The sequence below is a fragment of the Shewanella holmiensis genome, from assembly GCF_025370255.1.
GTDB lineage: Bacteria > Pseudomonadota > Gammaproteobacteria > Enterobacterales > Shewanellaceae > Shewanella > Shewanella holmiensis.
In genome coordinates this window covers 1-16,802 of the sequence record NZ_JAMTCD010000005.1, presented here as the reverse complement: position 1 = coordinate 16,802, position 16,802 = coordinate 1, and the positions used below count along the sequence as shown (strand labels likewise).

The 16,802-nt window shown below is 41.5% G+C and carries 8 protein-coding genes and 1 pseudogene; 2 read left to right on the top strand and 7 right to left on the bottom strand.

Annotation, left to right across the window (positions count from 1 at the left end; genetic code table 11):
* Positions 1-116 precede the first annotated feature (116 nt).
* From NE535_RS05305 to NE535_RS05295, 3 genes are all read right to left on the bottom strand, one after another.
* Complete coding sequence (locus NE535_RS05305; protein WP_261297632.1) at positions 117-2,975, bottom strand: exo-alpha-sialidase; 2,859 nt, start codon at positions 2,973-2,975, stop codon at positions 117-119.
* A 453-nt stretch (positions 2,976-3,428) separates the two neighbouring features.
* Positions 3,429-4,646, bottom strand: coding sequence for a cyclically-permuted mutarotase family protein (locus tag NE535_RS05300; RefSeq protein ID WP_261297631.1), 1,218 nt, complete (start codon positions 4,644-4,646; stop codon positions 3,429-3,431).
* A 116-nt stretch (positions 4,647-4,762) separates the two neighbouring features.
* Positions 4,763-7,669 carry a TonB-dependent receptor domain-containing protein gene (locus NE535_RS05295; protein WP_261297630.1) on the bottom strand — a complete coding sequence of 969 codons (2,907 nt, stop codon included), beginning with the start codon at positions 7,667-7,669 and terminating at the stop codon, positions 4,763-4,765.
* A gap of 1,418 nt (positions 7,670-9,087) precedes the next feature.
* Between NE535_RS05295 and NE535_RS05290 the strand changes: the two genes are divergently transcribed.
* Positions 9,088-11,781, top strand: a complete 2,694-nt coding sequence (locus tag NE535_RS05290) for a TonB-dependent receptor domain-containing protein (RefSeq protein WP_261297629.1) — start codon at positions 9,088-9,090, stop codon at positions 11,779-11,781.
* A 126-nt stretch (positions 11,782-11,907) separates the two neighbouring features.
* Here the strand turns inward: NE535_RS05290 and NE535_RS05285 are convergent, their stop codons facing one another.
* The 4 genes from NE535_RS05285 to NE535_RS05270 form a co-directional block, all read right to left on the bottom strand.
* Positions 11,908-12,486, bottom strand: coding sequence for a lipid-binding SYLF domain-containing protein (locus tag NE535_RS05285; RefSeq protein ID WP_261297628.1), 579 nt, complete (start codon positions 12,484-12,486; stop codon positions 11,908-11,910).
* Positions 12,487-12,810: 324 nt separating this feature from the next.
* Entirely contained in the window at positions 12,811-14,883 is a 2,073-nt protein-coding gene (locus tag NE535_RS05280; RefSeq protein WP_425347442.1) for a S9 family peptidase, read from the bottom strand.
* A 23-nt stretch (positions 14,884-14,906) separates the two neighbouring features.
* Positions 14,907-15,806, bottom strand: a complete 900-nt coding sequence (locus NE535_RS05275) for a hypothetical protein (RefSeq protein ID WP_261297627.1) — start codon at positions 15,804-15,806, stop codon at positions 14,907-14,909.
* 84 nt (positions 15,807-15,890) lie between these two features.
* Positions 15,891-16,277, bottom strand: a complete 387-nt coding sequence (locus NE535_RS05270) for a nitrous oxide-stimulated promoter family protein (RefSeq protein ID WP_261297626.1) — start codon at positions 16,275-16,277, stop codon at positions 15,891-15,893.
* Positions 16,278-16,597: 320 nt separating this feature from the next.
* Between NE535_RS05270 and NE535_RS05265 the strand changes: the two are divergent.
* Positions 16,598-16,802: pseudogene (locus NE535_RS05265) on the top strand (hypothetical protein); the annotation flags it as partial.

Sequence of the window (16,802 nt, the reverse complement as noted above, 5' to 3'; positions counted from 1 at the left end):
TTAGGGAACAAAATAAGACTATTTAATGCGATAGGTTTCATTTTATTACATCATCGATATAAGACTTATTGGCTGTGTCATTACCAATAAGTCTTTTTATTAGATTAAAAATAGTGCTATTTCGGCTGAGTGACAGCCAGTTCGAAATTTATATACTTCAATAAAGTACTCCCTGTAGCTTCGTAGATAATTCCGATTGAACCATCATGCAGCCTTAAAATATCTGAGTAGGCGCTTATGCCATACACTAGCTGGTAGGGAGTGCCAAACGTATGTCCTTCGTCGATACTGGACCAGATCCCTAAGTTATTGCGGCTCGGGCCAGATGATGTGCCTATTGGTGCCGACACAATTATTCGGTCTTCTGTATCGCCAGAACGAACAGCTGAATAGCGAGTTAAACCAATATCAACCTTTGATATCACTAAGTCGTGACTGATTTGAGTCCATGTAATACCTGCGTCGCTGCTTAAAAAGTGATATCGAGTTCCTGCAGCAGTGCCATCATTTCGAGCTGATAACAAGAGTGTACCATCAGTAAGCTCCACCATATCAGCTTCAGTTGGGCCTGATATGGGTGTAAATTGTCCTTTTTGCCAGCTTATACCACCATCATCACTGAATACAGTTGCCACATAGAAATTACTATTTCCTGCACGGATAATGGCTGGAAAGATCATTCTGCCGTTGTGGTTTCCTTGCGCTTGGGTTTGCCATTGCAACTGAATACCTTGCCCTGGTCCTGGATTAATTGATCGCCAAGTTGGGTCTTTGACTTGAGATGTAACATCTACTGCATCCGACCATGTTAAACCATTGTCTGTACTCTTACGATAAAGTAGGTAGTTCGCATCGTTTGGACCCACGCAGTTACCATTTTGGGCGCATAAATCAGGCCATTGAACATAAAATACGTATACAGTATTTGTTGCTTTATCAACAAATGGACGAGGGTCTGAATAGTCATATAAGGGATTTTGATGAATAATTTGTACGGGTAACCAAGTACGGCCCATATCAATAGAACGTTTTAATGAAATATTAATTTGTCCTGCTTGGCCAGGGTCGGCACCATTTGGGCGACCTTCTATAAATGCGAGTAAGGTATTATTTGCAGACTGCACTATGGAAGGGATCCGGTAGTTACTCATACCATCAACACCTTCTTGGCCGCCCTGAAACACAATACTTTCAAAGATAGGCGGTGTACTCCCGAAGGTCTCAAAGCTAACGTGGCGATAATTGGCAATGCCATTAGTCCCAGATGAGCCATTTCCCCACACTATTACATTTTGACTACTAGCCTTACCAGCCCATGTTTCAATTGCGGTTCCATCAAAACTGAATGTGGCTAAGCCTGATTGCGCATCGTAAATCATTTCATAAGTATGGTATTGCTGGGCCCCCGTAGACATAACTAAGGTATGACTGCCACCACCCTCTAGGTTTGCGACTAAATCGCCGTTAGCATTAATACTTAATAAAGCTAAAAAACGTTTAGTCCCATTGGCATAGTAGTCTGAGATCGCTCCTCCTGATACCACACGGCTTATGGTAGTCATTTTCCAGCCTAGGGAATTAGCGTCATGATTAATTTGAGCGCTCGGTCGGACTTCCCATTCGGCACGTCCGCTAGTACCGTTTGCCTGCCAAACTGGTTGATCTTGTTCTGTGATTAAGCTGCCGCTGGCAGATCCTGCACTATCATTTATCCAGCCAGCATTTACCGGATCTGTATGCTGTTTGTTATCAAACCTAGCGACAATCGTCGATAGCCTTGTTAGCTCTTCAGCTTGTTTTGCCGTCATTACGTTGTCATAAATGCGGGTGTCATAGATGCTGCCTTTGAAATACCATTGTCCACCGCTGCTATCGTAGTTTCGTCCTATATTCATACTGTCTAGTTGTGTGACTGCACTCAAAAAATGAGTTGCATTCCCTGTGTATGCTAAATGACCATCTACATAAATTTTAGTCCCCTCATTGTTGACCATAATCAAGGCTTTATGCTCTTGATTATTGTTATATGTGATCGTAGTTTTTGAATCATTAATGAAGCTGCCATTTTCTCTGGCATGGACTCGTAATGTGCCATCAGTATTGATGAGTACAGCAAACTCACTAGAACCATCTACAGAGCTTGATGCGCTAAAAAGTGTTGCAGTCGTGTCAGTTGCTTTAAATTGAGTGAAAATACTACCTTGAGATAAGTGTTGCACAGCAGCTAAATCGTTATCAATTGTTAAATATTGGCTAGAACCATCAAACACTACTTCAGCTGTATTCCATTGAGCAACCAGTTGAGCTTCGGCTGGAGAGTTTAAACCTAAGGCAGAAAATGCCACATTTTTATAATAGGCTACGCCATTAATATTTGATGAACCATTACCCCACGCAATCATATTTTGATTGCTACTTTCACCAATCCAATCTGATTCAATAACAACACCATCAAAGCTAAAGGTTGCTAACTGTGTGTTAGCATTAAATTCAATCGCATAGTCGTGATATGAGTCAGAGCCTGAAGCTGTAATAAGTGTATATGTACCAGCACCGGCAAGAGATACTACTAAATCACCGCTCTCGTTAATACTTAATATGGGCAGAAAACGTTTCTCGCCATTTGAATAGTAATCAGTGACATAAGCCCCTGACTCTATACGACTTCGCCATGTCATTGTCCAGCCATAGGTATTCGCTTGACTATTAATCGCTGCGGTTGGTATGACGTTCCACTGAGCTCGACCTGAAATTCCGCTAGTTTTCCAGCTAGGTGTGCCTAGGTCTTGTACTATGGAACCGGTAGCTTGTCCGTTGGTAAAGTTGTTCCAACCTTGTGCACTTGGACTGCTAGAATTACTTGCGTCGAAGCTAGCCACAAGGGTATTTGCCTCTGCATAGTTTTCATATCCGCTACTGAATGCTAAGGTGCATGAAGTAACAAACAAGAAGAATAGTTGACTGATTCTTTGCATAATAAATCTCACCATTTTTTAGAATTAATGTTCTTTGTTCCAAAATCAACAATGTTATTTTAAATAAAAGGTGTTGTTTACATACGTTAATTAACTGCTCTCTTCCGGATAGAGAATGATCCACGTTACCGACATCCCTGACACCTTGTATTTAGCGTGTTGTTGTGGTTGCTCGTATAGCTTATAAAAACCTTCCTGATCCTATCAAGCTGTCATGCATTCGCCTGTTACACCACTCAATAAGAGCATGTTAACAAGTAATTCACAAGTTATTTGTGGTATAACAGTATAAATACATAATTTGTTTTAAGGTTGATTTGATCAAGGGCAGGTCGGCAGTTCATAACCTTTTGAGTTTAGATAGCAGAGGGGGCTTCAGTGGGAACCAGACTGTCCCCCACTGTTATAATTAGATTGCCATCCATCTATGATCGATAGTCACCTCAGGTTATGTTAATTACTTAACATTACCGTACCTTGATAGATGTTGGGGGTTCTGATAACGGGTTTAATTTCACCTGAAATCCAATAGATTTTATTTTCTCGCTGAGTGATTGTGAGTGGGCCCGCTCCGCCAGAAAATGGCACTTTATTATTTAGCGCAGACCACTTATTTTGGTTGATATGATAAATCATCTGTTGACGACTAAAATTAATGTCTTGTTCGCTTAGGCTAAAATATTGCTGTTTAAATGCAGCTAAAGCACCATTTGTTTTCGTGCTTAATTGAAAGACTGCCTCATTAAAAATAGTGCGATTGACTCCGCCTAGTAACACTAATTGATCGTTATTCATCACAGCGGCACCGCCACCGCTGACAGAAAAAGGTTGCTTGTTAAAAGTGATCGGTGCCAGAGTTGTCCAATCCTGGTTATTAAAATCAAACGCATAGGCATCGGTGTGCACATAATTATCTTTATCAGCTAACAAATTTAAACCGCCAAAAATGTAAAATTTACCCTGATGATGAATAGCTGGAAAATCCGTACGGTTAGCACCAGGTACGGCAGGTATTATTTCACTATTGACGCACGATTTACTGGCTAGCGAATACTGACAGACTTGGTTATTCACCATGCCATCTTGCTCTCCGGCAAAGATATAGATGTTGCCGTTTTGCCAAGCCGCGGCTCCTGAATGCCACGTAAAGGGTAAATGATCGACTACGTCAGTGGTGGGATTATTATTTATATCTAAAGTTAACTTTATAATTGAATCAAATGCTTGATCATTATTTTTACCTCCGATCAAGTACAGGCTGTTATCAACAACCAAGGTTGCCCCATGTCCTGCTTTAATCGGCAAATGTCCGTGTGCCACTAAATTAACGCTATCATTTTGGGTATCGAAGACAAAAATATCACTATAAAATTGTTTTTTTCCCTGTTCAAAAAATGGGTGTCCATTAGGAAAGTTTGCACCACCTGCCACGATGAGATAATTACCTATAAAACCACTATATGCGGCTGAAATACCAATCGATGTAACAAAGCTATCTGGATTTGGGAGTTGGCCTACCTTTATCCATGATATGGCTGAAATTTTTCCTAATGATGAATCATGTTGAAGAATATAATCCACGTGATCAGTAGCATTGGTATCAGTAGCATAGGTATTAAAGGCTAACAATACCGATGAGATTAATAAAAGCAGCAACTTAGTCAGTTTCAAGATACTCTCCTAGGTGGTCATTAAAAAGAAAACCTAATCAGTTTTGATTAGGTTTTACGGCACTCAAATTGACGTGCCAAGCATGTTTCGGCTAATAACGAGCATGTTGCTAGTGATTAGAATTTCATCTTAACACCAGCAAAGAGTTGGCGACCAATAACATCATAAGCTTGAGGTGTGGTATTGGTTCCCACCGCAGCACTGGTTGCCTGAATATCTGGTTGCTGATCGAATAAGTTATTTGAACCAATATACACATTTACGGCGTCATTAATTTGGTAACTTGCTCTCACATCTGCATAGTAAACGGCATCCATACTGTTCAGATCATCAGACAAAGTCGTTTCACCTAGTACTCCTTTTGTTTCAGCACGATATGTCATTTGTGCAAATAAGTTAAAGTCTTCAGTAATGTCATATGAAGCATTTATTGTATATCGATATTCGGGAAATAATGTAGTTCCTAAGTTATCGATTGGGCCTGAAAGCGTATCAATTTCATATTCAGCTAGATAGTTAGCAATAAGGTTTACGGTCAGGTTGTCGAGATAATATGCCACTTCTAAATCAACACCGCTCGTTGAAATAGTATTGGCATTAATTGAAGTTGAATAAATATTTAGGATCGGACCATCTTGCACATCTCTGAGTACTCGACCTCCACAGGTTGGATCAAATTGTGATGGATCAACATCGTAACAACGTTTCACCATAGTATCCGGAGTGATAGTTGTAATGCCATCTTCAATTTCGATACCATAATAATCGACTGAAACGGATAAGTTATCTAGCGGAGTTAACACAAATCCGAGAGTAAATGAATCTGCAGTTTCTGCTTTTAAATCAGGAGAGCCACTTTGAGACACTAAGGTATTATTTGTCTCAGAACCGACTAAGATGTATTGGCCGTTTGCATCGGTATCCATGCGATCAGAAATAGCCGAAATAGAAGTACAATTTATATCAGTATTAGAGGTGCCACTATTTGAAGTTCCATTACAGACATCGATTGTTGGGTTGGCGACGCTGGTAGTACCCGTTGAGAAAATATCATTGATATTTGGGGCGCGTACTGAGCTTGACTGGCTTGCACGGATACGGAACATATCATGGATAGGCGCATCAATACCTAAACGGTAAGTTGAGGTTGTGCCTATGGTTGAATAATCACCAAATCGAGCAGCCAAACTAAGATTAAGCCAATCAGCAACAGGGACATAGAGCTCACCAAATACTTCAGCGACATCAAAACTGCCATCGATTGGTTGGACAGGGCCTTCACGGGTAATGCCTAATTGGCGGAAACTATCTGGGTTTTCAACGGCAGACTCTTTGCGGTATTCAACACCTGCGGCGAAACCTAAGTTGTCATGCCCTAACGTAAAATCTAATTCGCCAGAAACAACACTGTTAACGACAAACTGTTCAACCTTTCCTGTTTGTCCTGTGTTTACAGCAAGGTATTTAAGCGCTTCTTCTGAAAAACCAGTGATACCCGCTTGACCAGCTAAGCTATCAGTTGTTCCAAATGGGTTTACTGGTACACAGCCATACGTTCTAGCAATTACATCAGCACATTGGTACCCGCCGTTACCATCTTCTTCAATAGTCAATGCTTGCTGCATATTAGGGATACTAAAATCACCACTGTTTTGCTGTGTCTGTGAGGTTATGCCGTAAGTTACGCCCGTTTGCCAATCCATACCATTATCTAAAAAGTAAGTATAGTTACTGGCTACGCGAAAAGTATCGCGCTGGTTATCAGTTAGACGATTACCAAATTCAAAGGTACGTCTATTTGTTGTGACGCCATCTAGAGATGTATTAGACCCCATCGCAGCTAGAAGTTGTTGGCCGGCACTACTACCTACAAAATATGGACTATTGGCAACATCTATTCCGGTTGTGCCGCCATTGCCTTTTCTGAATACATTATTAACAACATCTATTGGTGCTTCTTCTAAGTTCACACTAGCTTGTGTTTGTGCGTAGTTTAATTCAACTTCTAATGATGATTTGTCAGATAAGTCGAAAGAGATCCCTGAAGCTATGTTGAATCGTTGATATGGTAACACTAATGTCCGATTTGAGTGCTGATTGTCCCAGTCTGAATCACTGGTAGGTTGGTAATTACTATCTAATAATGGTTGATTGGTGTTAAATGGATCGCCATTTCCAAAAATTTTTAAATCGCCATAACCAAGTAAAGCGCCATCAACGTGCCCTGGTCCATCTCGTCTTGCGATCGTATCTCTAATGCCATCACCATTAGTATCAACAAAGCGCATTTCATATCGAGAGAAGTCTCTTGCTGAAGAATTCAACACTTCTTGATTAGCATATCCAGCTGAAACCCAAGCATTGCCTGAATCAAAGTTTTTACCGTAGGTAAAATCAATATTTTGTCGCTCTGCACCACCTTCGGATGAATCCGCAGCGAAAGCATTGATTTCAGCACCATCAAAATTTCTTTTGGTGATAATGTTAATCACACCTGCAATGGCATCTGAACCGTAAATTGCTGATTGACCACCTGTTAATACATCAACACGTTCAATAATCGCGGTCGGGATTGAGTTTAAGTCAACACCGTATCCAGTATTAGCAGAAACACCTGAGACATAACGACGACCATTAACTAAAACTAAAGTACGCGCAGAACCCAAATTACGAAGTGATGTTGTGGAGACTCCAACGTTACTGCCTGCACCACCAAGAGATACGTTGTCACTTGAACCATTAATCGCAGAGGTGACAGAAGGTATATTGTTTAACACATCCCCAATAGAGATTGCCGCAACGCCCTCTATCATCTCTTTACCTATTTCGGTGATAGGTGCAGATGATGAAACGTTAGCACTGCCTTTAAAAATGTTTGAGCCAGTGACAGCGATACGTTCAACACTTTTGGGGGCTTGTTCAGTTTCAGTATTTGCATCAGCGGCTAACACTGTTGGGCTGAATAAAGCTGCAATACATAATGACAACGCAGTACGGCTAAATTTTCTTTGATTGGTGTTCATAGCTTCCCTCTTTGAGTTTTATAGTTTTAATGTCATGTTCAACTGTTTTTGGTGTAACGAATCTTTCTATTGATCGGGTTATAATGCTTGTTTTTGTGTTATGCAGTTAACCTATCATACCAGTATTGGCTCGGCAATATAAATTACCCAAAATACACACTTATTCTTTACATTTTTACAACCTTTCTGGGGGGGATTTTCTTAAAGTCATTAGTTTTTTTGTATAAAATGTTTAAATTCAGTTCATTAGTGTTTTTATTGAAGTGTGAATAAGCAGTTTTTTGGGGGTAATAGAGGTTAGATGGTCTTTTTAGCTCGTAGAAGTCGATGACTTGTTTAAAAAAGCTAACAGCACAAGCTTATATATGCAGTGATGCGATGAATTTGCCCCTGTTTAGAGACTGATCATTTTCGGCCTTGTTTTCGATACGCACAGCCGTAACTATACTGGGTCATTTTATCTCTTCGATTTAACTTCATTTTTTATAATTTATGATTTGAAAGCTAGTTTGATTTTGCCCCAAGGTTAGTTTGGATTATGGCCTTTGGCCCTAAACGTCGTGGTGCTTCGCCCACACCAGACCAAAGGGGCAAAATGCTTGCGCCCCTTTGGAAACCCTCAGCGCCCCAGACGAAAAATGCAGAAAAACGCATAATTTTCGATGGGGAACGATCCAGCTTTAAACTTCATCTGTAATCGGCTTCGGCCATTGTCAAAAAGCCCTAACACTTCCGATGGGCCGCCCATGGCCCAACGAAAGCTAGCGTGGCATCCATGCCAAGCTCACAGCCTTTTTTCTATGGCCTCAATTCAAATTGAGTCTGCAAGTTTTAAATTGTACTTTGTCGGCCTTTAATGCTTTTACTTTTAGCTATATAAAATATTCAATCGAAGAGGCGAAAATGGCGGGTGTAAGCGCGGCGGTGACTACTGACCGTCATGGATGGTGGGAATGTCAAAATTTGTCAGGAACAAATTTGACCATGACATGGATGTCATGGCCGGGCTTTCAGGGATGAACTTGTAGCGTGTCACCGTCGTGCTACACACTTGCACAAGGCGATAGATTAGATTCAAGCACGTTTCCCTTCGAACTCTGACCCTATGTAATAAAATTTACACATAAACGTAATTTTATTTAAATGATTATTTAATCATCGGTCGTTGTTTTGGTTAATCACTTTGTGTTTAAAAAACAGAGTAGTAATTCTACCTCATATCCAAGTGCGAACATATTTTGACTAATAAAGCAATTTAATTGCAATTGTATTCGCACACTCAAATCTTTGTATATTGCATACAATATATAATATATGTTAAATGTGTTGCTGCTTTGTAGCGTTACGATTAATACGGCTGCGATATAGAAGCAATGAACATATAAAACCTATAAAAAGAGACTTGGGAGAACGGAAGCATGAAGTTTAATAAAATAGCTAAACTGGTGAGTTTGGCTTGTGGTGGTATCGTCGCATTATCTATGCCTGCATATGCGGTAGAGGCTGATACTGACAACAATGTGGAACGCATCGAAGTAACAGGCTCACGTCTAAAGCGTGTCGATATGGAAGGGGCAACTCCTGTTACAACCATTACTGCTGACGATATGGCTACCGCTGGTTTTTCTACCGTGGGTGATGCACTAAGGGCATCGACATTAAACTCGTTTGGTTCTTATGGCGGTACGTCGAACAATAGCTGGTCATCACAGGCTACGATTCAGCTAAAAGGTGCAGATGCAAGTCACACTCTCACCTTGCTTAACGGTAAGCGTATGGCTAAGTCACCTGTTTTAGGTGGTGGTGCGACAAATATTAATACCATTCCAACAGCCGCAGTTGAGCGTATCGAGATTTTATCGGATGGGGCCTCAGCCATTTACGGTACTGATGCGATAGCGGGCGTAATTAACATTATTTTGAAGAAAGACTTTGAAGGTGTTGAAGTGAAATTACGCGCCGAAGAACCTGATGCCGAGGGTGGTGGCGACAATCATTCAGCCTCATTTACGGGTGGGTTAAGCTCTGACAAGGGTCACTTGATGTTCACTATCGAGCATTTCAAAAAGTCAGGTATTTTATTTTCTGAGCGCCCTTATACCGCAGCGCATGTTAAAGATGGTGAAGATCCGCGTGATTTCAGAAGCTGGATTGGTTTAAGTCAAACTGGGCGTACTATTGATATGGGGCCAAATGGTGGTTGGGAATATCAAACGCCATTTACTAATGCGGATTTAGACTGTAAAGATGTTTATGGTGACAACTTTAAAGGTCCGCTAAATGATAGTAACTATGCCGGAGAGAAATCCTGTGCTTACGACTACACTAAAGCAGCTTACAATGATGTCGATCAAGAACGCACCTCAACACTGATTAATTACAATTATGATCTAAGCGATGATATTCAGTTAACGGCTCGAGCTTACTGGGCATCAAATACGACAACAGATGTTTCAGCACCTATTCCAGGATATATTCAATTTCCACAAGCGATGCCTGCGTACACGACTGCAGAGGGGTTAGATTTACGAGCTGTTCCAGAAGGCGGTGCAATGCTTTACCGTTTCGACACAGCGGGTAATCGCGTTCGTGAAAGTACAGACAACATTTATGACTTCCTTGTCGGGCTAGACGGTACGACCGACAGCTTTGATTGGAATGCCTCTGTGTCATATAACAAATATGATGTCTTTAAATGGGGAACGGGTTATCAGTTAAAAGGTGCAACAACCGATCTTGTCGGTGCGTGGAATGATACCACTAATACCTTCGACGGTTGGGATCCACGAGATCCTAATTCAGACATGCCAAGCGGTGCCACGGCTAACTCAGATGCGCGTTTAACAAGTAGCGCTTTAGAGATTGATGGTGGTTTGAGTTTTGAACTATTTGATCTTGCGGGCGGTTCAACAGGTTTATATGTCGGTGCCTCTTACCGTGAAGAGAAGTTAGATTCTCAAGTTGATGCGCTAGATGCCGCAGGGCTGATAGCCGGAGGTAGTGGTGGTGCTGGTGGTAGTGGTGATCGTGATGTGACAGCGGTATTTATGGAGATGGCTTTCCCTATTCTTGATAATCTAGAGCTTAACCTTGCAGCACGTTACGATGATTACTCAGATTTCGGTGGGACTTTCAATCCACAATTCTCGATTCGATATAATGTGTTCGAACCCTTGTTGTTACGTGCATCCTACGGAACAGGCTTTAGAGCGCCAACATTAGAAGACCTTAATCAGTCAACCAGCGTTGGCTATCTCAATGTGACCAACTACCTCAAATGTTATGAAGACGGTTTAGGTATCGATGGGTGCAGTATTATCGATAACGTTCCTGTGTCTACTGAACGTAATGAGAATTTGGGGCCTGAAGAGTCAGAAAGTTATAACTTTGGTATGGTGTGGGATATCGCTGATAATTTCAATATGACCATGGATTACTGGTCACTTGAAACGACAGGGCTAATCGGCTCAGTGAACAACAGCGAAATAACTCGAACGCAAGCTGTATTGTGGAAGGCTGCCGACGAGGCAGGTCAACCGCGCCCCGATGTCAGCGCGATTTATCCTGGTACTTCAATATCGCAAAATGGTGCCGGTAAGCTCACTTCGATGACCAACGTATTGCAAAATATTGGCTTGAGTACGCGTGAGGGTATTGATACTAAGTTTGCTGCGACATTTGACTCTGAAATTGGTGAATTCAAGCTAGGTCTTGCTTGGTCTCATTACTTAAAATACACCGATTCTAGCCCTGAAGGCGGAGTACAAACGATTTCACGCAACTGGAGCGGTACACAAGACTACCCTGATGACCGGATTAACTTTTCGGCCAATTACTTGGTCGGCGATCATAGTGTCTATTATCAAGCTGACTATGTAGATAATCAGTCAACAACCGATATCAATGATGATGGTGGCAGCTACGAAATTGACTCTTTGATTTATCATACCTTGAGCTATTCTTATGCGACGCCATGGAATAGTACAGTTTCAGCGGGTATCAACAACCTGACTGATGAAGAGCCAAGCTTTGATGCTTACGGTAGTTATAACGGCAGTATTTATGACATTATCGGTCGTTCATATTGGATGTCATACACCCAAGCTTTCTAAGCCAGTTGAGTCAATGAGCACGACTAAAAAGGCCGCATAAGCGGCCTTTTTTAGTCTCTTAATATCGTGCGGTCAGAGCAAGATTTTAAAATAGATTGAAGCTAAATAAACGCTAGGTCATTAGGGTTACTTGGCATCAAAGGTAAATGATTGACCCGCTAAAGCCGCTTCATACATTAATCCGCCTTTGGCTGCGGTAAAGATCGCCATGCCATTCATATATACTGCTTTAGCAGCATGATTGCTGCCTGCTTGTCCGGCTCCTGCTGAGTTACCTGTAGTGCCGACTTGAGCGCTGGCCCCCAAATTAATTGCAACAGCTGATGCTTGAGCACTGAACTCAAAACTGCCGCTGGTAAAGTCGTTGTATGCTTCGGCATTTTTGAAGAAAATGATCTCGCTATATGCCTGTCCACCTAATTGAAAACCAATCGAAACCTGAGTTAAGCTTGAGTCTCCAGTGTGCATGCCACCTTTGTAAACCCTACCTTTACCGTAAGCACCGCCGATGAGCATGCCGCCTTTACCGACAGTGGGAAAGAGTGCATAGCCATAGGCGGTATTGAAAAATGCTTGGGTTTCTGGCGCTTTTTGAAAATTAGTGATCGCGTTGCTGTAACTGGAGTCATCAGCAAAACTTATTGGGCTAAACAACACAGATAAGCTAACAATAGCTGCGCTGCATAATGCAAGAAAACGGTTCATAAACACCTCAATGTGTAGCATTAGTAATAATGCGTTTTAGTTAACCTCAACTTGGGGTAATAAACGCTTACCAAACAATCATTTGTCTTGCTAACTGCGTTTTATTAACGTGCAATAGGCCTGCTATTGACGTGTTTATGTGCCTTGTTTGCAAAACAAATGACAAGTTGGCTACAAAATTAGCTAAATCTGTTGAATTCAGCTTATTGAGCCCATCTATTAACCCGAGTTGAAGTTAAGTTAGCATATTGTGGTTGTTTCGTACCGCTAAAGATGAAGATTAATTTAACAATATTGCTGCATTATTTTGCATACTCTGTTTTGCTAGATTGGCTCTTGCTTCAGCACATAGTGTTCAAACCATTTTTTATCCCATTCCATCTTAGCCTTGCGGTGTTGATAATGGCTTAAACCGTGTCCTTCACCAGGATAAACAATCAGCTCCACAGGCACATTTAAATAGTGCTTTAAGCTGCGATAAAGTCCTTGAGCGTGACCGACAGGCACACGATGATCCTTCTCACCAATATGAATCAAGGTAGGAGTTGTAATTTTGTTGGCATAGGTCAGTGATGAAGCTTTGTCATAGGCTTGAGGTTGCTCCCACGGTAAACCTTGCATAAAGTTCAGCACATGGCCTGGCGTATCTTCAAGCATCCACTGAAGACGTTGATCGAACACCCCCGCACCTGAACTCGCTGCTTTAAAGCGATCTGTGGTGCTGATCAGCGCATTAGTAAGATAGCCGCCGTTACTCCATCCCATTACGGCCATTTTGTCGCCATCTACTATGCCATCAGCAATCAGCTTATCGACTCCAGCCATAATATCGGCAACTTCAATTTGATGTTCATTACCGATAAGGTCAGTTAAAAATTTATCGCCATAGCCGGTTGAACCTCTATAGTTTGGCGATAATAACGCCCAACCGTTGGCCGCAAATGTGGTGCGTCCATATGAGCGGTGCTGTAATGAATAAGGGGTGGCTGACGTTGGGCCGCCATGAATTTGTACCACTAAAGGTAATTTACCATTGCCCGCTTTATAACCATAAGGCAGTTCTAAAATGCCCTCAACGGTTGTGCCGTCAGGGGCTTGCCAGCTTACTAATGATATTTGCGGTAATTGCCAGCTATCGACCTGAGGATTAATGTTACTTAACCGCTTAAATTGGCTGCGCCTATGGTCTGCATCGGCAATAAATAAGTCATGAAAATGGTTTAAGCCATTATGGCTAAAAGCGACTTGCTTACCTGAGGCATTAAAGCTGTAACTGCCCACAACGGTATCACCCGCTAAGACATTGCGGGTATTACCTACCGTGCCTTTATTGATTTGGCTGCACAGCAGTTTAGTGCGCGCGACTTGTGCGCCCAGATAACATATTTCATTACTTTTAGGACGCCATTGAATGTCACCACCCTGAAAAGTGGTATTACCCACAGGTTTTACTTCTAATATAGGCGTTGATAATTGAGTGTTAGCGATAAATAATTTGCCAGGATAACCATCAAAATCAATCCGAAAGGCCAGTTGTTGGTTATCTTGATGCCAATCTAAGCCTAACAACCAGCCGTAAGGCGATGGGGCATTCTGGCGCCAAAGTTGATCATCAAGCACGGTATTGCTGGCAGTGTTAACATCATAAACTTCAATGTCAGACCAACCTTCTAAAAATATCAGTTCGTTATCGCTGGTGGTGATACGAGCGATTTTGCTGCCGCTGCCATTAACGTTAAATTCCCACACCACTTTGTCATCATCAATGAGTGTGCGTTGTTTAAAGCTACTTAAACTGAGTACTTTTAAGGGATTAGTGTCACGTTTGCCATGGGCATACTGTGGCGTAGCATGGCTAGCGCGCATATCGGCCCAAATATCGGTGTCGACAGACTGTTTGTTACCCAAAAAATACAGTGATTTACTGTCTGCGCTTAATTGGAATGCATTCACACCTAAGTCTTCAGCTGTTATTGGCTGAATGGCGAAGTTGTTTAATGCAATTCGAAATACCTGATTTTTGCCATTAAACGGGGCTTTAGCCTCTTCCTTTTGTTGAGACGACAAAAAGTAAATAAAGCGGCTATCGTGGCTCCACGCGGGGCTTGATTCATTTTCGTGGCTGAAGGTTAATCGCTGGGTTTGCTTATCTTGAGTGTTGATTAGCCATAAATCAGACTGTGCTTTATCAAGAGCTTTATCCCAACGACTTTCTAGCCATACCGCATGTTTACCATCTGGGCTGATAGCGACATTTTGCATTTGACCAATATCGAAAAAATCATCAATGGTAATCGCATGTGAGCGAGGCGGTTTAGGGCTTGCCGCTTGTACATGGTGAGCCAGTGGACTTGAAAGCATGATGGCGAGCATGCCGATATAAGAGTGAATGCGCATGGGGTTCCTTGGTATTTATCGTTTTAATCTTTATGTTTATCAGGGGATTCGTTAGCAATGACATCTTGCAGATAACTCATTTCATCTGCATCTAAAATAGGTGTTTTGGTTGATTTCTGGGTATTAATATTTGCTTGTGTCGCTAGCCCTTTTAAATAGGCTGTGCGAGTCACCTGGTGTAAGCCATAAAAGGCCAAAGCATAAATGGTGACCAGTAAACTTAAGCGAGTAATAGCTTGTTGTTGAAGTAAAAATGTCGAATCACCAAAATAAAAGGGTAAATAGATAAGTGCCAGTCTGAGTATCCAATTTAATAAGAGTGCGCTACAAAGAATACAAATCCAGCGAAAATTAATATCGAGAACTGCAGGGGGATTTGTGAGTTTATTTTGCTTGTGTGTATTAATGAGTAGTTTGTAAATTAACACAAAATAAATGATGGTTTGCAGCAAAATAAAACACGGTAAGACTAGGGCGAAAATATTAATGTGGCTCAAATCTGCTAGCGTGGTGATGGCATCATCACTGGTATTAGGCTTAATGCCGATGCGAAATAATATCGCCGAGCTGGTAATCATTGCGATTAACAACGCAGGAATAAAGTGTTTTAAGTAGTTTGCCTGATATCGCTCAGTATACAAACTTTGTTTACTATAGATGTATAACAAAGGCATCAGCAAAAAATAGATAGGGTAGAACAGGGTTAACATGAGGTGAACGGGAATTGGAGAGGACTCTTTAGTGAAGATCCCCGTTAAAAAGTAAAAACCAATTAACGCAAATACTCCAGCAAGTGACTTATGGTTGGCATTGGGACTTTGATGCAAAACACGAATATACAACGCCACGCCAAAGCAATGGACTCCGCCGAGTAAAGATAGCCACCAGTAGGCTTGAATAAAAATATCTTTGTATTCTGTCATTTTCACTCTCAATGTTGAAAGCGAATCTTACCCTAAAATGCATAATCGAAGCTAATAAACTCTTGAAGATAGCATTTTAGATTATTAGCTTAATTTGCGTAGATGTCGGTTACTCACACCTTCAGGTGGTTTTCCAGGAGCGGGTTGGCGCTCTGCTAGTAAATGTTTGATCGCCATAATGGGGTGCGGCAGTAGCATTCTAGGGCCAGAATAAAGCATTATTTCGCGAGCTTTTTGTTTCATATGGGGTTTGTAACAGTGCACTGGGCACTTGTTGCAAGTGGGCTTACCTTGGCCATAGGGGCAGCGATCAAGGCGGGTTTCTGCATAGGTGAGAAACTCCTGACAAGAAACACACACACCTTTGCTGGGTTTTAACGGGTGATGGGCACGACAATATATTTCGACCATAGCGCCAATGGTGCGAAACTCATACAGTAACTTTCCCGACAGTAATTCAGAAACCGCCATATGATACCTTAGTATTTTACTCAACTATTAAGAGTGTAAGTCGCCACATCAAGCTAAACAAGTTGAGTTATGAAGCGCGTGATGGGCTGCAAAAAAATATCAAATTTACATTATCAATCACATAAAATGGGCTCCTGAGCACAAACTGAATGCTTTGTTACAGTTAAATCCTTTAAATACTTGATTTGTTGATGGTGATTAGATTACTAATAACCTTGTGTGCTCAAAAAAACAGCGTTAAATTTATGCTATAACTAGAGACATGCAAACGAGCAAAATAACTACTACGCGGTAAATCGCGTTATGACAAGGTATATTGAATGAAAGTGATTATAGTTATTATTCTAGTTGCGATAGGGGTCTATTTATTTTATCGCGCCAAAGAGACCGCGCAGCAAGAGACGTCTGAGAATGAATCTTCAGCACCACTAAATCGCACCGATGCAGAAATTAATGCATTAGATGAAGCCGAAAAATCTGTTACGAAAGACATTGACCCAACGCCAGCGTCAGTGGTTACTCCCC